We start from the raw sequence: 17755 nt of genomic DNA, 5'->3' as shown, positions 1-17755 counted from the left end.
CTTTCATTCTTATTTCAGCGGGTTATAACACGGTAATTAATGGTTTTCCCGGTCCTGTTATCGAAGCAGTTTCATTGCCCAATACTTCCAGATAATCCGAGGAATTGGTTACAATTACTGGGGTCGTGGTGTCATAACCTGCGGCTTGTAAAGCTTCAATATCAAATTCGATCAGGAGCTGACCATGGGAGATCTGTTCTCCCTCGTTCACTTTTACATCAAAATGCTGGCCTTTCAGTTTCACCGTATCCAATCCTACATGAATCAGAAGTTCTACCCCCTCTACTGATCTCAGACCGATGGAATGTTTGGTACGGAACACCGTCTCAACGGTACCATCAAACGGGGCAAACACCTTGCCAACACTTGGCTGAATGGCCATACCTTGTCCCATGGCTTCTTGCGAGAAGGCCTCGTCCTTCACCTCTCTTAAAGGCAGAACCTTACCTTCCAATGGAGCAAACACCACTTTTTTGGACTTCATGCCGGAAGCCGAAGTTTGCGACTGAGAATCCATACGGACTGGAGAAATGGGCTCAGCAGATGGCTTACCCGCTTTACCAGACTCCGCACTTGCTGCTGTATCTTGAAACCCGATAAGGAACACGCCTACAAAGGCAATAACGGAAGAAATCGCAACCGTAATCAGCGCATATAAAATATTGTTGGGATCATCACTGACAAAGATCGGCAATGTGGCAAGACCAGGGCCAACTGCTGTATACGCCTTCAGATTGACGATTCCCGCGAACATGCCCGCCGCTCCTGCGCCAATGAGGCATGCCAAAAATGTCTTTTTCAATCGGAGATGCACCCCGTAGATTGCTGGTTCAGTAATCCCGAACATTCCGGAAATTCCGGCAGAAAGAGCGATCTGTTTCATTTTTGGGTCTTTTGATTTGAACGCTACTGCGAGTGCCCCTCCCCCTTGTGCCATATTGGCAGCAAGCATTGAAACGAGGAACAGCGTCTCGTAACCCGGTGAAGCTATTGCTCCAAAGATCACAGGATAAAACACTTTGTGCATCCCAAACATCACGATAAATGGCATTAACATCGACATAATAACGACCGTTACCCAGCCTACTTTATCCTGTATCCAGAAGACTCCTTCTGACATCCCTGTACCGATATATGTGCCCAATGGACCGAGTGCAATCAATGAAATGGGGGCAACAATCAGGATCACGATGAGCGGCTTCAAAAATATTTTCACAGGACCGGGTGATACTTTATCAGCGAAACGTTCGATATATGACATGAACCAAACGGTCAAAATAATCGGGATGACGGAAGTTGCATAAGCGACATTTGGTACGTTCATGCCAAGGAAATATACCGGTTCCTCTCCACCCAGAAGACCAATCATGTTCGGATGAAGCAGGACGCCTCCCAGTAATACAGCTATATACGGATTGGCCTTGAACTTGTTAGCACTTGAGAAGGCAAGCAGCATGGGCAGGAAATAAAAGCCTGCATCCGCGATTGCGTTCAAAAATACATAGGCCTGATCTTCTTTCGCCATAATCCCGAAGACGGTAGCCAGCAACAACAGTGCTTTGAGCATCCCAGAAGCTGCGATAGCTGGAATAATCGGTTGGAAGATGCCTGCGACGATATTGGCAAAGGCATTAAACAAACCCTTGGGACTGTAATCCTGCTGAGGCTTAACCTCATCACCGGAAGCTTCCATGCTTACTAACGGAGCCAGTTCGTTATATACATAACTCACATCATTACCAATGATGACCTGATATTGCCCGCCACTATCCACGGCTCCTATGACTCCATCCAACTTTTTGATCTCTTCTGTATTGGCTAGCTTTGAATTCTTAAGTGTAAAACGTAATCTCGTTGAACAATGAATTACTTGATTGATGTTATTATTTCCACCTACATGCTCCAAAATTTCCTGAGCCAGCTTTTTGGAATTCATAACGACACCTCCGCCATTTCTTCTTGATGGGAACAAAAAAAGACCTAAAAAGGGTAGGAAAAAGAAACTCTTCCCACCCAATCTAGGTCTTGCCTGCCGAACAGTAACACGCCATCGTTGGATGAACTGTTATTCAATTATATAAACGAAAAAGAATATGAACATTTGAAATGGTTCCGTACTAACACTTGAAACTGGTACACATGAAAACGTTGATTTTGTTTTACCCGGGTAAGTGGTTCTCTTAAGCGTTTTCAAAATCAGTATATCAACTCTTCTGATGTAGTGCAAGCGGTTAAGCTAAATTAATGTTTTCTTCTTCTGTAGTGATATAATGGTGGCATAACGAAAGGAATGACCAATGACGATGGAATTCAGACAACTTCAATATACGCTGCAAATTGCGGCCGAACGCAATTTCTCCCGGGCAGCAGAGAAGCTGCATATTGCTCAACCTTCATTAAGCCAGCAATTATCCAAATTGGAAAAAGAATTGGGTGTGCTGCTGTTTCAGCGTAATACAAGTACCGTGGAGTTAACCCATGCCGGTGTTACGTTTGTCGAGCAAGCCCAGAAGATCGTAGATGCCATGGAGCTATTGCGTCAGGAAATGTCAGACATCTCCCAGCTTCGCAAAGGTAAAGTCGTTGTGGGCAGCATGCCGATCACGGGTTCACACTTGCTCCCACACGTGCTTCCGGCGTTCCAACAAGCTTATCCCGAGATTGAGGTAACCTTATTGGAAGACTCCGGACTTACGCTTGAGAAATTGACAGCAAGCGGCAAAGCTGATCTGAGTCTGCTATCTCTTCCTTTACAAGAACCAAGCTTGGCTTATGTAACTATTGGCGAAGAACGGATTGATCTGGCAGTTCCCCCGAATCACCCTCTGGCACGCAGGGCAGATCCGGAACATCCGCTTCCTGTGCGAATTGAAGAGCTTCGTGATGAACCGTTTGTTGTATTGAAAAAAGGACAGGGTTTCCGCAAACTTACATTTGATCTCTGTGAGCAGGCTGGTTTTGATCCCCAAGTTGTGTTTGAGAGCACCAATATTGAAACCGTTCAGTCGCTGGTCGCCACTGGCATGGGTATTACACTGGTTCCACGCTTTATTGCCCGTGCGCCGCGCAGTGAATTCGTACCTGTGTATGTGCCGCTTGCTGAGCCAACTCCCAGCAGAACACTTGTTGTGGCTTATCGTCAAGGCAGAGTCCTGTCGAAGGCAGCCGAAGCATTCATCCATACGTTTCAACAAACCGTGGCCGAACTGTCAAAGGGAGACTAAGAAATTTCTCCTATGGTATAGGTACATTTCTTTAGGTACAATTCATACTGAACCAAAACAAAGGCTTGACCCTTATGGGCCAAGCCTTTGTCATATACTCGTTTCCCGCATCCGCAGGATAAAGTTCTTACATTGCAATCACAGTAACTGGTTACAGTACAATGTTGCTTGTTAAGTTGTTTAGCTTTAATGCTAATTTATAATGTTAACGTAGAAACGTACATAAGAAAACTTCATGTGTGGCGGTTTATTTTCGCAAATTACGATCGCTTGTCAGCCTGTTTTGCTGATTCATTACACGGCCTTCGTCCTGAACAGTTGAATCAGGCGGTGATAGCCCTCCTGCTCCATTCTCTAAGAATGCCCTTAAGTGATCTTCCCTTGTGTTATCCTGTTCCAGTCTCCTGAGCGTATCTTTCACATGGTTGTCCATTGATTGATCATCTCCTTGGTAACGGGATAGTTATCATTACCCGCGTCCTGGAAGAATAAACACTTTCTCTGTAGAATTTATTTCATTTTTTTTATTTTTCGCCAAAATAAACGCCAGGTCGACGGTCTTCAAACACGGGAATACGCCCGCGAACCTCATCTACCAGGGAAGGGCGAATGATTCCGGTCACGATCTCTTCCCCTTCGCCACCTTCCGCTACAATCTCACCCCACGGATCAATGATGAGGGAATGTCCGAAAAACTCGGTGTCTCCCCCTTTTCCCACACGGTTACAGGCGATCACATACATCTGATTCTCAATCGCTCGTGCCGTGAGCAATGTACGCCAGTGGTGCAGACGAGGATTCGGCCATTCGGCCGGTACAATCAATGCCTTGGCACCATTCAAAGCAAGGGTGCGGGCAAGTTCCGGAAACCGGATGTCGTAACAGATCGAAGCACCCGCTGTAAGACCGTTCTGCAATTCAAAAATTTCAGGTTCCGCACCTGGCTGTAAATATTTCTCCTCATCCATCAGACGGAACAAATGTAATTTGTCGTACCGAGTGACCTGTTTTCCTTCACGATTATAAGCATACATTGTATTGTATATTTGACCATCCCGTTTCTCAGCGATTGACCCGCCAACGATGGAAATTTGATGTTTTTGAGCAAAAGCAGACAACCATTCCCGAGATTTCTGGCCTTCCGGGTCAGCGAGTTCATGAATTTGCGTCAGAGCGTAGCCCGTATTCCACATCTCAGGTAACACAGCCAGCCCCAGATCCGGATATTGTTCTACCGCACGCTCAAGCAACGTCTGCATATGTTTATGATTGGCCTCAGGGTCTCCGAGTTGAATATCGCCCTGAATCAGGGCTACACGCATTTCTCCCTGTTGTTTTTCTGTCATGACAAGCACTCCTCTGAACCGTAATACCTGCTATCATAGCTTGATCCTCCTGGAGACTGCAAGCCTGTTTTTGTTATGAACTTCCACATAACAACTCAGGCAGCAGAGTCAACAATCGATCACTCGTGAGCGCATCACCCACATTCCATGTTGACTCCTCCACAGGGTATACCCGTCCATTCTGCACAGCCGGAAGGGCCTTCCAGCTGGGACTTTTCATCAGCATCTCTGTAGCCTGTCTCGCCACGACTTCCTCAGGCAGCATAACAAATACATGATCTCCCGCATACTGACGTACCGCTTCAGCCGAAATTTCCTTATAGGCTCTGCCTGCCGCAAGTGCTTCCTTCACTTTGGTAACTGGCCTGAATCCCATCGGATGATATAACATAGGCGCCAGACCGATATTGCCCATAACAAATAATCGTGCACCCCGATGGTATGTAAATACGGAAGCCGTTTCCCCCTCTTCAATCACAGTATGGATCTTCGCCCACATCTGCTCAGTACGCTCCTCATAGGAGGTTAGCCATTGTTCAGCCTGAGGTTGTCTGCCAAACCAGCTGCCCAATCTGCGCATTCGTTCTTCCAACGTGGCATGTGAATTGTAAGCAAGCGTCGGTGCAATCCGGTAAAGTTGTTCATACTGCTGTTCATTGCTGCTATCAAAAATAATCAAATTCGGCTTCATTTGAACAGCTGCTTCCACATTAACCGGAGCAACCGCGTCATAAGTCTGATCTCCCAATATCTGAATACCCAGCATCAGCAGATCTCCAGCCGAATCTCCGTAATACATAATTCGCTCCGGGTTTACTGGAATATTCAAATCATGACCCAACCAATCTTGTACCAACGTCTGCTGCTGAATCGATCTGTCATATTGACGAGGAGATAATCCGGTCATTTGGCGAAAACGCCTGCTGAAATAATACTCATCCTTAAACCCTACGCGACTCGCTATATCCCGAAGTGGTTCATCTGATTTGCGAAGCCAGTCCTTGGCATGTTTGATGCGTACATAATTCACATAATCGAGCGGCTTGTGACCCGTGAGTTGTCTGAAAAGAGTCGTAAATTGTACAGGTCTGATCTCCGCAAGACGTGCCAGTTTCTGTACAGTGATTTCTTCAGCATAATGGTCGTCCACATACTGAATCGTACTGTGTAGTCTTGCTTCCATACTCTGTTCCGTCTTTGGAGAAGTGTACCGGGTAATGATCATCTCCATCCATTTTTGGAACTGTGCATTCAAATGACTGTATTCGGCATCTGTTTTATAATTCCGAATGACATACATTTGCTCAAGCAGACCACTTAACGGAGCATAGGGATAACCATTCAATTGGTTTCTGTGCTCAAATACAGGGCGGGTAAAGAGCTCGGGATCACCCGTCAACACATGAATAACATCAAAAGCCATTACGAAATATTTCAATTCCAAGTTATTACGATGTTCAATCTGGTGCCCCTCTACCGGAGAAAGCGGATAAACACATCCCGTAGTAAACGGAAACTGTTCATGTCCAATATATAACCGCCCATCCCCTTCTTCGCAGATCAGGAAGGCATGTTTCTCGCAAGCAACTTCCAGCATCATCTGTTCAGGTGGTTCAATTCGTCGTACCAGATGATCCATCCGAAACATGAATGCTGAAAAGAACAACGCTCCCCCATCGGCATCCAAAGCCTGCATGTCGGTTCACCTCGTTTTTCTAAAATGAGAATAATTATCAATCATTCTGTATGGTCTGATTATAAGCGAGCGATTGTCAATAATCCAGATATGAGTTTATTCAGCAAAAAAGAGCGCTCAACGAAAGGTTGAAGGCTCCTTTTACTTTTTAAATCCGCATTACTTAAAGGTATTACCAGTGCCTTACTAGCTCATCACCAATTATTGGATCATCTGTTTTGGCAGCTCTTGTAACAGCCACTCCCTGGAAAGGGCATCACTCGAAGCTTTGGCGATATCAAAGCGGTATACTCTTCCTTCTTTCACCGCAGGCAGGTTCTTCCAGATTGAACTATCCAGCAATTCTTTGGTGGATTGCTTGGCATCGTCGGTCACAGGATCCAGAATAAATATCCGATCACCGGCAAATTCAGATAATTTTTCAGTCGAAATCTCTACAAATCCCATGTCTTCATCCAATACTTTCTGGATTTCCGCGGTTGGCTTCAGCCCGTCTTTTCCGTATAACAACTGTGGCAATCCTGCACCCGCCATGACAAACAGACGATTCCCGGGATACATGGTGAATACCGATGCGGTCTCCCCTTCTTTTAATCCGTTCTCATGAAGTTGCGTCCACATCTCTTCAGTCGCTTTTTGATGAGCCGTAATCCAGTCCTCCGCTTCTTGCTTCTTATTCAACAAATCGCCAAGGATACGCATGCGATTTTCTATTAAACCAAACGAATCAAATGTAACCGTGGGTGCAACCTTCGCGATCTGATCATATTGACCCTCGTCACTGTTGGAGAAAATGATCAGATCGGGATTCAGGTCTAACGCCTTTTCCACACTGATCGGACATCCTACATCTTCTGCCCGAGCAACCTGATCATCGAATACGGTTCCCTCTTGACGAAGTATGCCGACAGGGACAACACCAAGCGCGAGCAGATCCCCTGTAACTTCTCCGTGATAGATAACTCGCTTCGGATTTACAGGAACCTCTACTTCATGGCCTGTCCAGTCTTTGAATATCCGGGTCTCGCCTTCATTCGTTTCTTCCATTGCAGTCGTGGTCTCTGTCGTTTCTGTGGCTGCTTTGGATTCATCTGTGCCAGCAGCAGGTGTTGCAGCCTGATTTCCACAAGCTAGTAGCAAAATGGATAACCACGTTACCGTAAATAATACTGCCGTATTTCGAATGCCCTTTTTCATTTCTATTTCTCCCCCTATATCATGTGCGTTGTGAAATGAATTAATGATATTGATTATCATTATCGGATATTATCATAAAACATGGCTTCTCTTAGCTCAATGGACAAAACTAAATGAGTACTTTCAGTTTTGTACAATACTCTGCTCTTTGCTCCTATGTACTGTATATTCAAGTCGATTTCCCTCTATACAGCTCGGGATTGGCGTGATAAATTAATGAGAACTATTTGCCATTTTTAATAACCGGAGTGATGAATATAATGACCCATTCAGACCATACATCTGCTCGTTCAGCTTTTAAGATACCGACTTCTGATGTGATGACACAGCTGCCAACGCAATTTTTCGCCACCCTTGTTCAAAATGTAAATCGTGAAATCGCAAGTGGACATGACGTGATCAATCTGGGTCAGGGGAACCCGGATACACCTACACCACCTCATATTGTGAAAACACTGCAAGAGTCGGCTGAGAATCCCCTCTACCACAAATACTCCCCTTTTAGAGGGTACTCTTTCCTGAAGGAAGCTGTCGCCAAACGTTATAAGGAAGATTACAACGTTGATCTGGACCCCGAGACTGAAGTAGCCATTCTGTTCGGAGGCAAGACCGGACTGGTTCAGTTACCTCAGGTCCTGCTTAACCCCGGTGACACCGTTCTCGTTCCCGATCCAGGCTACCCGGATTACTGGTCCGGTGTTGCACTCGCCAAAGCAAACATGTCATTTATGCCTTTGCTGGAGTCCAATGCATTCCTGCCGGATTATGAAGCTGTTACAGCCGAAGATCGGGAGAAGGCCAAGCTGATGTTCCTCAACTATCCCAACAATCCAACGTCGGCAACGGCTCCCCTTTCGTTCTACGAAGATACGGTTGAATTTGCCATTCAAAATCAAATCGTCGTTGCCAGCGACTTTGCTTATGGTGCGATTGGATTCGACGGACATCGTCCCGTAAGTTTCCTGCAAGCCCCTGGTGCCAAAGAAGTGGGCATTGAGTTCTATACGTTATCCAAAACGTACAATATGGCTGGATGGCGTGTTGGATTCGCGCTCGGTAATGCAGAGATTGTCTCTAAAATCAATCTGCTTCAGGATCATATCTATGTCAGTCTTTTCGGTGGAATTCAAGCTGCGGCAACGGAAGCACTTACTGGCTCTCAGGAATGTGTTGCCTCGCTGGTTTCACGTTACGAATCGCGTCGCAATGCGTTTTATGACGCTCTTTCCTCGATTGGCTGGCAAGCTTCGAAACCCGAAGGTTCATTCTTCAGCTGGTTGCCTGTACCTGCAGGTTATACCTCAGCTTCATTTGCAGACTTACTACTGCGAGAAGCCAAGGTGGCCGTAGCCCCAGGTATTGGTTTTGGTTCGCATGGCGAAGGCTATGTGCGCGCAGGACTGCTAAGTGATGAAAACCGATTACGCGAAGCTGTCGAGCGGATTGGCAAGCTGAATTTATTCAAGTAATTTACAGGACCATAACCCCTTTGCATATGCCAAGTTTCCATGGTATGTTATAAGAAATATTGAACGAAACGTGATGACGGGACCAGTAAGAGAATATCAGTCGCGCCCAGAGAGTAAATTCCACCCTGCTGAAAGAATTTACCGCGGCTCTTCTCTGAAACCTACCCCTGAGCGGCCTGTTACGTGCAGGACAGTGCCTTCTGTTACAGGGCATGAAGCCGGATGATCTAATCATCAATAAAGGTGGTACCGCGGAAGTAACGAACTTTCGTCCTTTTTAACTAAAGGGCGGGAGTTTTTTTTGTACCCGCAAAAGCCCGCTCCAGAAGCACTTATTAATCATGTTTAAGGAAGTGAAACCATGACTTCACGTATTGTAGTTAAGATTGGAAGCAGCTCGCTTACCACGGAAGAAGGCGGTCTGGATCGCAGTTCGATCACTTTTTTTGCCGGAGAAATTGCAGCATTGGCTGATCAGGGTCATGAAGTGCTTTTGGTCACCTCAGGAGCGGTAGCGGCCGGATTCCGGGAGATCGGTTATCCTCAGCGCCCCAAACTGCTACATGAGAAACAAGCCGCAGCGGCCGTTGGTCAGGCATTACTGATGCAGGCATATCAACAGGCTTTTGCAGCGCACCGCGTTACTACAGCGCAAATTTTGTTAACCCGCACAGACTTTCACAGTCGTAAACGCATGGGTAATGCAGGCATGACCGTGGAAGAGCTGCTCAAACAGCGAGTGATTCCAATTTTCAATGAGAATGATACAGTGTCGGTGGACGAATTGAAGTTTGGTGATAACGATCTGTTGTCCGCGTTGGTTGCAAACCTGGTGAAGGCACAGCATCTGATCATTCTTACCGATACCAACGGCTTGTACACCGCAGATCCGCGTAAAGATCCATCTGCCGTTCGTTACGACCGCATCCCCGAGATAACGGCGGAGATCTATGCTTTTGCCGGTGGTTCAGGATCAGCGGTTGGTACAGGCGGAATGCGATCCAAAGTCGATGCAGCCAAGGTAGCAACCCGTGGAGGCGTACCCGTATTTGTGGGAAGTGTGAAAGAACCTGGTGATATGCAGAAGGCAGTTGATGGTACTGGCAAAGGAACTTACTTTGAGACACGCCTCGCTTCGTTATCCCGTAAAAAGCAGTGGCTGGGCTTCATGTCCACTCCGCTGGGAACCGTCGTTGTGGATGATGGCGCTGAAGAGGCCCTTGTCCATGGGGGCCACAGTCTTCTGCCTGTAGGGGTCAAACGCGTACTTGGAACGTTCCATGCCGGAGACGTCGTAGAGGTCATTGGCATGGATGAAACCTTGCTCGGTCGCGGTATTGTCAATTATGATGATGACCAGCTTCGACTCATTGCCGGACTTCCCAGTGGCGAAGTGATGAAACAACTCGCTAGCATCCACAGGCTTGAGGTTATTCATAGAGACGAATGGATTACGTTAAAATAAACATGAATCTATATAGTCGTTGGAATATTCGACTTTATATATATGAGGAGGAATTAAGATGAGTGAAGTGAGAGAAAAAGCCAGCAAAGCTCAAGCCACGGTTCCACAGCTGAACCGATTGAATACAGAACAGAAAAATGCGGCCCTGCGTGTCATGGCAGATGCTTTGATTAAGGAAACGGATTCCATCATTACGGCAAACGCCGAAGATCTGGCACGCGGCAGAGAACAAGGCACGCCGGAATCCATGCTGGATCGGCTCGCACTTAATAAGGAGCGCATTGCTGGCATTGCTGAAGGATTACGTCAGATTGCAGATCTGCCTGATCCAGTCGGCGAAGTGTTAGAGACATTTACCCGTCCAAACGGATTGCATGTTGAAAAATTAAGAGTGCCGATTGGCCTGATTGGCATCATCTACGAAGCTCGTCCTAATGTAACTGTAGACGCAGCTGGATTATGTCTCAAAACAGGTAATGCAGTGCTTCTGCGCGGTGGCTCCTCTGCCCTGTCCTCCAATCGTAAAATTGTGGAGGTGCTGCATCAGGCACTCACAACGACAGACATGCCTGCTGATGCTTTGCAATTGGTTGAAGATGCAGATCGTGCTTCCGTAGATGAGATGCTCAAGTTAAACGGACTGCTGGATGTTATCATTCCACGCGGAGGGGCTTCCCTCATTCGTAATGTGGTTGCCAATGCAACCGTACCTGTTATCGAAACTGGGGCAGGCATCTGCCATACCTATGTGGATGAATCAGCTGATCCAGTTATGGCAGCCGAAATTGCCATCAATGCCAAGGCACAACGGCCATCCGTATGTAACTCCATGGAAACGTTGCTGCTGCACGCCGCATATGCAGAAGAGCATCTGCCTGCTCTTGCCGAGCAATTCCGTGAGGCCAATGTAATCTTGAAAGGTTGCGATACCGTGCGCCGACTTGTTCCTTCTGCCCTTGAGGCAACCGAGGAAGACTATGCGACCGAGTACAACGACTACATTTTAAATATCCGGGTGGTCGAGAACCTGGACGAAGCGATGCAGCACATCGCACATTACGGAACCAAACATTCCGAGTGTATCGTAACCCGTGATACAGACCATGCAGAGCGCTTTATGCATGATGTGGATGCAGCAGCCGTCTATCACAATGCGTCCACGCGTTTCACCGACGGATTTGAATTTGGCTATGGAGCCGAAATCGGAATCAGTACCCAGAAACTGCATGCACGAGGACCAATGGGACTACCAGCACTGACGTCAACCAAATATCGGATTACAGGCAATGGACAGATTCGTCAATAACATCCCAGCACCAGCACCAGCACCAGTTATATAGGAGGAACGATAAATATGAGTCAAGAGCAACAGACGTTACTACAACAGAAGATTACTTTCCACGGAGCAGGCGCGATGGCTGAAGCCATCGTGCGCGGACTGATCTCCCGCCTGGTCGTTCGTCCTCAGGATATTACGATGCTGAACCGCAGCAACCAGAAACGTCAGGAGGAGCTCAGCACCCGTTATGCAGTACATACCGGAACGGCTTCACAATCTCTGGATCATCTTGCCTCCACTCCGGTCATTGTACTCTGTATGAAACCCAAAGATGCTGCCGCAGCGCTGCGCGAACTGGGTCCGCTGTTATCACCTGATCAACTGATCGTGTCTGTCATCGCCGGATTATCAATCCGCACGATGCAGTCCTTGCTTGGTCGTAAACAGCCAATCGCCAGAACCATGCCGAACACATCCAGTACCATTGGACTTGGTGCAACCGGGCTTGCCTTCTCTGCGGAGATTACGGATGAACAGCGCAGTACGGTAATGACCATGTTTGAAGCCGTTGGTATCGTGACCATCGTGCCTGAAGATAAACTCGAAGTGCTCACAGGGATTTCCGGAAGCGGCCCTGCTTATGTATACTATTTAATGGAGGCCATGATTGCCGCAGGTATTCGTGGTGGCTTATCCAGCCAGCAATCTCGTGATCTCACTGTTCAGACGGTGCTTGGCGCGTCACGTATGGTACAACAAACCGGTTTGGAACCGATGAAGCTTCGTAGTGATGTGACATCCCCAGGAGGGGCAACGCAAGCAGCACTGAAAACGCTGGACGAAGGAGATTTCTTTGAAAATGTAATCGCAGCCGTCAACCGCTGTGCAGAGCGCTCACGGGAGATGGGAGCTGCCTTGGAAGGGGATTTAAAATGAATAACATGTGCACAGCCACATATCGTCTGCACGATGACCATGCAGACTTTCGCAAGAAGGCTCAGTCCATCGCGATTGGCATGACCGTGGGTAGCTGGACGGAGTTGCCACAAGCCCAGCGCGAAGCGATGCAGAAGCATCTCGGTGAAGTAATCAGCGTAGAAGTCCATGAAGCTGATGGCGAATGGCTGCGGGTGAGCGTTACGCCGATATTACCATCGGATATCCTGATGTTAACTTCAGTCGTGATATCCCTGCCCTGCTCGTGACGGTTTTTGGCAAAATCTCAATGGATGGCCGAATTAAACTTACAAAACTTGGTTTCTCGGATGGCTTCCTCAGTGCATTCCCTGGACCCAAGTTTGGACTGAATGGTGTTCGTGATCTGCTTGGTGTGCATGATCGTCCACTGTTAATGAGTATCTTCAAATCGGTTATTGGGCTGAATGCAGATGAACTGCGTGAACAATTTATTCGTCAGGCCCTTGGGGGCGTTGATCTGATCAAAGACGATGAGATTCTGTTCGAGAATAAATTGACACCTATCGAAAAAAGAGTCGAGGTCTGCATGAAAGCTGCCGAACAGGCACGCCAGGAGACCGGCAAGAAACTTCTATATGCAACTAATCTCACTGGGCCTACATCTCGTCTGAAGCAACAAGCTGAACGCGCCATAGGTGCAGGAGCCAATGCCCTGCTATTCAACGTATTGTCTTACGGATATGATGTGCTGCATGAACTCAGCAGTGATCCTGACATCAATGTGCCAATTATGGCTCATCCTGCTCTTGCAGGAGCACTGTATCCTTCACCACATTACGGCATGTCGGCTTCGGTTGTACTTGGTCAGTTGATGCGTCTTGCAGGTGCCGATCTGGTGCTCTTCCCTTCTCCTTATGGATCAGTAACGATGCCGAAGGAAGAAAATATGGCGATCACGGAGCAATTACTGACAGCTGATCTGCCAGTACGAACCAGTATGCCAGTGCCTTCAGCCGGCATCCATCCAGGCCTTGTACCGCTTATTTTGCGCGACTTTGGTACAGATGTCATCGTTAATGCTGGTGGCGGTATTCATGGACATCCTATGGGCACTGAGGCAGGCGGACGTGCATTCCTGCAAGCGATTGAGGCAGCTCAGCGTTCCATTCCACTCGCGCAATATGCAACCGAGCATCCGGAGCTAAAAAGCGCATTGGACCTGTGGGGTGGCGAACGATGAGAAGTGATAAAAAAACAGTCATTTTCTGTGACTTTGACGGTACGATTACCCTCTCGGACAACATCGTAGCTATCATGAAACATTTCAAGCCTAAGGGCATTGAAGCGATCATGAAAGATACGATCGAGCAAAAAATCTCGCTGCGTGAAGGTGTTGGAGCCATGTTTGCTCTTCTGCCTGCATCGCAGAAAGATGAAATTGTGGAGTTTGTGCTTGGACAAGCGGGGATCCGTGAAGGTTTCAGCGAGTTTCTTGACTACGTTCGCAGCGAAGGGATCGAATTCAATGTAACCAGCGGTGGCATGGACTTTTTCATTGAGCCGTTACTCGCACCATTCCATATCCCGCAGGATCATGTCTATTGCAACGGAGCTGACTTCTCGGGTGAAACCATTAAGATTGAATGGCCGAATCCCTGCCAGCCTCCTTGTGAGAACGGCTGCGGCATGTGTAAAACGACCGTGATTCGTACCTTCCCGGAAGATCAATATAATCGAATTCTTATTGGAGACAGTCTGACAGATTTTGAGGGTGCAAAGATTGCCGATCTCGTCTACTCTCGCTCCATTTTAACGGACAAATGTATTGAGCTGGGTGTAGACCATGTGCCATTCGCTACCTTTTACGATATCATCGAAGATATGAAACAGAAGCAAACACAAGGAGTGCTGTAAACGATGGGCTTTGAAAAGATTACATTGGAACACAAACGTCAGGTCCTTGAAGAACTGGCTGATATTAAAGCGTTGTTCGCCAGTCGTAACTGGTTCCCTGGAACAAGCGGCAATCTGTCGATGCGTGTAGGAGACTTTGACCCGGAGCAATTTTATTTTGCGGTTACCGCCTCAGGCAAAGACAAATCTCTTCGCACACCGGAAGACTTTCTTTTTGTGGACAAACACGGCAAAGCGATTGAGACAACAACGTTGAAACCAAGTGCCGAAACGTTGATTCACTGTGAAATCTATCGTTTGACCGGCTGTGGTGCTGTATTCCACGTGCATACCGTGTTTAACAACCTGATTAGCGAATTCTTTGGAGCAGATGGACACGTACCGATTCAAGGAATCGAATTGATCAAGGCTTTCAACATTTGGGAAGAAAATGCGGAGATTCGTGTACCTGTCCTGCCTAACTTTGCGGATATTCCATCTATCGCTGAATTAGTGCCAGGTGTACTTGATGCCAATGTACCAGGGATCTTGCTGCGTAACCACGGTATTTATGCCTGGGGTAAGGATGCTTTTGAGGCAAAACGCCACCTTGAAGCTTTTGAATTCCTATTCGAAGTGATGTACCGTCAACTTCTGCTGAAGGGTGCTACGAAATAGCAATCATTCATTCGAAATCAAAGCAGCAAAACCAAAAACACGCCAGAGGCTGGTATACATAGCCCTTGGCGTGTTTTTATGTTGTGGGGATAACAGCGATTAGAAGGTTGCTCTGTCATCGTAGTGTCAGTGTAAATAATCTTTGATTCAACTTGGATCGTAAATTACAGTCGATCATCCGGATCCTTGAATAAAAAGAGACTGTCTGCTCCCTCATCATTTCGATGAGCAGCACTATGGATCCCCGTCCCCCTCTGCTTGCCAAACAGCAGTTTCAAGCCGCCAAAAATGAGCAGCAAGGATACAATGACGGTGTTTAAATAGGAACGGATCTCATACGTCATAAATGCATTAGGGAAGAGCTCATTCAGCTGTGGAATGACAAGACGGATCGTCAGGTAATATAGACCCAGCGCCGCAATTCCGAATCCAATCAGGCGCTGATGACGGGCCCAATCCTTAAAGATCGGCTGATCGATCAATGGCTCGCGTCCATAGCGACTGGAGCACTGTAGCCCGTCAAAGAAGCTGTAGAACCAGATCAACGGTATCATGAACAGGAACACTGATAAGTGAAGCAGGTCCAGAACATAGATGCTGCCCAGGAACAGGAACATCAATTGCATGCCTCTTTTTTGCAAACCCAGATATAGATGACCCGCACCTGGAAAAGCAGATAAAAGGGTTGCAAGCACTTTACTGCGTCGTCCGGCTACTCTGCCCATCTCCAATTCCTCGAATAACGTCCGATCCTGCAGTACCTCTCCAGCCTGCTTACGGTGGACATGCTGCACGGCATCAAACATGCAGTATACCCATATTACAGGCAGAATGAGTAGGAACATTAGAAACACCGATTCATTGGTGATTGAAGCTACAAAAACCATCATGGCAAAGGAACCAAAAAACGCCATCAGGAAGGACAACCCGCGATGCAACAATCCCAGATGAAGATGTCCCAATCCAGGAACAAATGAAAGCAAAATGGTAAAGAATCGTTCACCCTCACTGCCTTTTCGATACATGGGCTGACCATATCCACCCTCATGGTGACCATATTCATTACCTGGATGTTGATGTAGCTCATCTTCATTCATCTGCTCCATAGGCCCTTGCTGACCCATGTATGCTCCCTGGTAGGCTGCTCCTTGGTGTGGAGGAGCTCCATAAGGCGCACCGTATCCCCTATAATGAGCATCTCGGGCAGAAGGTGCACGGAGCAGAACAATAATCATGTCCAGCATGCTGATCCCCCAGAAGAAAGCTGCAAAAAGTGCTCCAATAATCATTAAATCTTGTTCATTAGTGACCATTGCTAACATGAATGAGCCAACAGCTGTTCCGAAGAAAAGCAATGGATAAATCACGGCTCTTGCGGCCCGTCCCCAATACATGAAACCGAGACCTGGTATCAGATTTAATAGAAATGCGAGTAGTTTGTTACGATCTGAGTGCACAGTCGTCATCCTTTCTTTTCAGGCAATGCAAAACTATTTATGGTTTAGGCTTGAAGTTATCCAGCCATGAAGTGGCTGCCTCCGTCCATTTCTCGGTAAAAGACCCTCTGTGGTCGCCATCCTGGAACTTGTGATATGGTGCTACCTTGTCAAAAAGTCCAGACGAGAGGAAGATCAATGTCAAACAGGCTGCTACCGCGTAATGGAACACTTTATGATCAAGCCAGCGCCGGTTTCGTCCAGCACGGGATTTGCGTTGTACCTTGGGTGATTGAATGCCCTCAATCCGATGCATGACTGAATCCGCAAACCCTGTTGGGTCATGTAGCGGAGGCAGTTCTCCGTGGATACCAAGCGCTTCCAGATAGATGTCCATCGCATCCGGATCTTCCATCAGAAGCTGTTCCATTTGGTTCGCTTGAGTTTCACTCATATGGCCTTCAATATAATCAGTCCACTGCGCAGCGGTATACTTCTCCTGTTTACTCACGCCATTCATCCTCCTTCCAATGTTTTCGAATCCACTGCCGTGCACGATACAAGCGGGATTCCACGGTCTTCACAGCCACCTGTGCATCACTGGCAATCTGCTCATAATTTTTTTCGCTTAGATAATACGCAGTGATAATGTCACGATGCTGAGCAGGCAACTGATTAATTCGTTCGCGAAGTTTATCCTGACGTTCTTCACGAACGAGACGGGTAAGAACGTCTTCATCCCGTCCGGGCATATTGATTATTTTTTCTTCTCCACCCAGATCCTCAGCAGTTCGTCTGCCCAGCTTGCGTTTGGCATCAATCGCTTTGTGAAAGGCAATTCGGGTTAACCACGTTTTGAAACCTTCAGAACGGTAGTCGGGGAGAGACTTATACATCTGTATGAACGCCTCCTGAGCTGCATCCTGTGCTTCCTGATCGTTCCTGAGTACGGAATAGGCCACATGGTATACATGCTGGCTATACTTATCAATCAGAGTACGCATCTGGGATGTATCTCCTTGACGGATTTGTTCGATTACGCGCGCTTCATCAATAACTCTCCCCTCCTCTCCAATACAATAGACGACAGCTTGTGTGTTAACCCCTGCGTGATCTATCAAATTTTTGTAAAACAAAGTGAAATCATTGCCTGA

General features: G+C 47.3%; 15 protein-coding genes and 1 pseudogene. 8 read left to right on the top strand and 8 right to left on the bottom strand.

The window, feature by feature from the left end:
- Nucleotides 1-22: 22 nt before the first annotated feature.
- A complete protein-coding gene (locus tag QF049_RS03800) occupies nucleotides 23-1936 on the bottom strand; it encodes a beta-glucoside-specific PTS transporter subunit IIABC (RefSeq protein ID WP_307534906.1) in 1914 nt (637 codons plus the stop codon).
- A 367-nt stretch (nucleotides 1937-2303) separates the two neighbouring features.
- Here QF049_RS03800 and QF049_RS03795 point away from each other — a divergent pair, with 367 nt between their 5' ends.
- Nucleotides 2304-3224 carry a LysR family transcriptional regulator gene (locus QF049_RS03795; protein ID WP_307534903.1) on the top strand — a complete coding sequence of 307 codons (921 nt, stop codon included), beginning with the start codon at nucleotides 2304-2306 and terminating at the stop codon, nucleotides 3222-3224.
- A gap of 247 nt (nucleotides 3225-3471) precedes the next feature.
- Here the strand turns inward: QF049_RS03795 and QF049_RS03790 are convergent, their stop codons facing one another.
- The 4 genes from QF049_RS03790 to QF049_RS03775 form a co-directional block, all read right to left on the bottom strand.
- Nucleotides 3472-3657 carry a hypothetical protein gene (locus tag QF049_RS03790; protein ID WP_017687767.1) on the bottom strand — a complete coding sequence of 62 codons (186 nt, stop codon included), beginning with the start codon at nucleotides 3655-3657 and terminating at the stop codon, nucleotides 3472-3474.
- A 91-nt stretch (nucleotides 3658-3748) separates the two neighbouring features.
- The gene (locus QF049_RS03785) at nucleotides 3749-4570 is read right to left on the bottom strand and encodes a carbon-nitrogen family hydrolase (RefSeq protein WP_150365445.1); all 822 of its coding nucleotides are present in this window, start codon (nucleotides 4568-4570) and stop codon (nucleotides 3749-3751) included.
- Between the two features lie 73 nt (nucleotides 4571-4643).
- Nucleotides 4644-6266, bottom strand: coding sequence for an AraC family transcriptional regulator (locus QF049_RS03780; RefSeq protein WP_307534900.1), 1623 nt, complete (start codon nucleotides 6264-6266; stop codon nucleotides 4644-4646).
- A 201-nt stretch (nucleotides 6267-6467) separates the two neighbouring features.
- Nucleotides 6468-7463 carry an ABC transporter substrate-binding protein gene (locus QF049_RS03775; RefSeq protein WP_307534898.1) on the bottom strand — a complete coding sequence of 332 codons (996 nt, stop codon included), beginning with the start codon at nucleotides 7461-7463 and terminating at the stop codon, nucleotides 6468-6470.
- 260 nt (nucleotides 7464-7723) lie between these two features.
- On the opposite strand from QF049_RS03775, the gene QF049_RS03770 reads away from it, so the two are divergent.
- The 7 genes and pseudogenes from QF049_RS03770 to QF049_RS03740 all read left to right on the top strand — a co-directional run bounded on the left by QF049_RS03770 (nucleotide 7724) and on the right by QF049_RS03740 (nucleotide 15165).
- Nucleotides 7724-8932: a pyridoxal phosphate-dependent aminotransferase gene (locus QF049_RS03770; protein ID WP_307534895.1), complete on the top strand. Its 1209-nt coding sequence runs from the start codon at nucleotides 7724-7726 to the stop codon at nucleotides 8930-8932.
- 361 nt (nucleotides 8933-9293) lie between these two features.
- Nucleotides 9294-10397 carry a glutamate 5-kinase gene (gene proB, locus QF049_RS03765; RefSeq protein ID WP_076317457.1) on the top strand — a complete coding sequence of 368 codons (1104 nt, stop codon included), beginning with the start codon at nucleotides 9294-9296 and terminating at the stop codon, nucleotides 10395-10397.
- A 58-nt stretch (nucleotides 10398-10455) separates the two neighbouring features.
- Nucleotides 10456-11703, top strand: coding sequence for a glutamate-5-semialdehyde dehydrogenase (locus QF049_RS03760; protein WP_307534892.1), 1248 nt, complete (start codon nucleotides 10456-10458; stop codon nucleotides 11701-11703).
- A gap of 48 nt (nucleotides 11704-11751) precedes the next feature.
- Nucleotides 11752-12612 (top strand): pyrroline-5-carboxylate reductase, encoded by an 861-nt coding sequence (proC, locus tag QF049_RS03755; protein ID WP_036671976.1) that lies wholly within the window; start codon nucleotides 11752-11754, stop codon nucleotides 12610-12612.
- Nucleotides 12609-13834, top strand: a pseudogene (locus QF049_RS03750) (2,3-diketo-5-methylthiopentyl-1-phosphate enolase). Before proC ends, QF049_RS03750 begins: the two are co-directional and overlap by 4 nt.
- Nucleotides 13831-14508, top strand: coding sequence for a 2-hydroxy-3-keto-5-methylthiopentenyl-1-phosphate phosphatase (locus tag QF049_RS03745; protein WP_307534889.1), 678 nt, complete (start codon nucleotides 13831-13833; stop codon nucleotides 14506-14508). Before QF049_RS03750 ends, QF049_RS03745 begins: the two are co-directional and overlap by 4 nt.
- 3 nt (nucleotides 14509-14511) lie before the next feature.
- The gene (locus QF049_RS03740; RefSeq protein WP_036607600.1) at nucleotides 14512-15165 is read left to right on the top strand and encodes a methylthioribulose 1-phosphate dehydratase; all 654 of its coding nucleotides are present in this window, start codon (nucleotides 14512-14514) and stop codon (nucleotides 15163-15165) included.
- 164 nt (nucleotides 15166-15329) lie between these two features.
- Here QF049_RS03740 and QF049_RS03735 read toward each other — a convergent pair whose 3' ends face one another.
- From QF049_RS03735 to QF049_RS03725, 3 genes are read right to left on the bottom strand one after another with little or no spacing between them, the layout of a single operon-like run.
- Nucleotides 15330-16631, bottom strand: a complete 1302-nt coding sequence (locus tag QF049_RS03735; RefSeq protein ID WP_307534885.1) for a multi-tm2 domain protein — start codon at nucleotides 16629-16631, stop codon at nucleotides 15330-15332.
- Between the two features lie 28 nt (nucleotides 16632-16659).
- Nucleotides 16660-17112: a hypothetical protein gene (locus QF049_RS03730; protein WP_124116237.1), complete on the bottom strand. Its 453-nt coding sequence runs from the start codon at nucleotides 17110-17112 to the stop codon at nucleotides 16660-16662.
- The gene (locus QF049_RS03725; protein ID WP_223868885.1) at nucleotides 17105-17722 is read right to left on the bottom strand and encodes an RNA polymerase sigma factor; all 618 of its coding nucleotides are present in this window, start codon (nucleotides 17720-17722) and stop codon (nucleotides 17105-17107) included. The genes QF049_RS03730 and QF049_RS03725 overlap by 8 nt, the downstream gene beginning before the upstream one ends.
- Nucleotides 17723-17755: the final 33 nt, after the last annotated feature.

Source organism: Paenibacillus sp. W4I10, assembly GCF_030816325.1.
GTDB lineage: Bacteria > Bacillota > Bacilli > Paenibacillales > Paenibacillaceae > Paenibacillus > Paenibacillus amylolyticus_B.
Note: the sequence above shows the minus strand (reverse complement) of the source record. Positions and strands in the feature narration are given on the sequence as shown.

What these genes read in the sequence shown, in the direction of transcription:
- QF049_RS03795 (WP_307534903.1), top strand. Translation starts at nt 2,304, where the DNA reads ATGGAATTCAGACAACTTCAATATACGCTGCAAATTGCGGCCGAACGC.
- QF049_RS03780 (WP_307534900.1), bottom strand. Translation starts at nt 6,266, where the DNA reads ATGCAGGCTTTGGATGCCGATGGGGGAGCGTTGTTCTTTTCAGCATTC.
- QF049_RS03735 (WP_307534885.1), bottom strand. Translation starts at nt 16,631, where the DNA reads ATGACGACTGTGCACTCAGATCGTAACAAACTACTCGCATTTCTATTA.
- QF049_RS03745 (WP_307534889.1), top strand. Translation starts at nt 13,831, where the DNA reads ATGAGAAGTGATAAAAAAACAGTCATTTTCTGTGACTTTGACGGTACG.
- QF049_RS03760 (WP_307534892.1), top strand. Translation starts at nt 10,456, where the DNA reads ATGAGTGAAGTGAGAGAAAAAGCCAGCAAAGCTCAAGCCACGGTTCCA.
- QF049_RS03800 (WP_307534906.1), bottom strand. Translation starts at nt 1,936, where the DNA reads ATGAATTCCAAAAAGCTGGCTCAGGAAATTTTGGAGCATGTAGGTGGA.
- proB (WP_076317457.1), top strand. Translation starts at nt 9,294, where the DNA reads ATGACTTCACGTATTGTAGTTAAGATTGGAAGCAGCTCGCTTACCACG.
- QF049_RS03740 (WP_036607600.1), top strand. Translation starts at nt 14,512, where the DNA reads ATGGGCTTTGAAAAGATTACATTGGAACACAAACGTCAGGTCCTTGAA.
- QF049_RS03770 (WP_307534895.1), top strand. Translation starts at nt 7,724, where the DNA reads ATGACCCATTCAGACCATACATCTGCTCGTTCAGCTTTTAAGATACCG.
- QF049_RS03790 (WP_017687767.1), bottom strand. Translation starts at nt 3,657, where the DNA reads ATGGACAACCATGTGAAAGATACGCTCAGGAGACTGGAACAGGATAAC.
- proC (WP_036671976.1), top strand. Translation starts at nt 11,752, where the DNA reads ATGAGTCAAGAGCAACAGACGTTACTACAACAGAAGATTACTTTCCAC.
- QF049_RS03775 (WP_307534898.1), bottom strand. Translation starts at nt 7,463, where the DNA reads ATGAAAAAGGGCATTCGAAATACGGCAGTATTATTTACGGTAACGTGG.
- QF049_RS03785 (WP_150365445.1), bottom strand. Translation starts at nt 4,570, where the DNA reads ATGACAGAAAAACAACAGGGAGAAATGCGTGTAGCCCTGATTCAGGGC.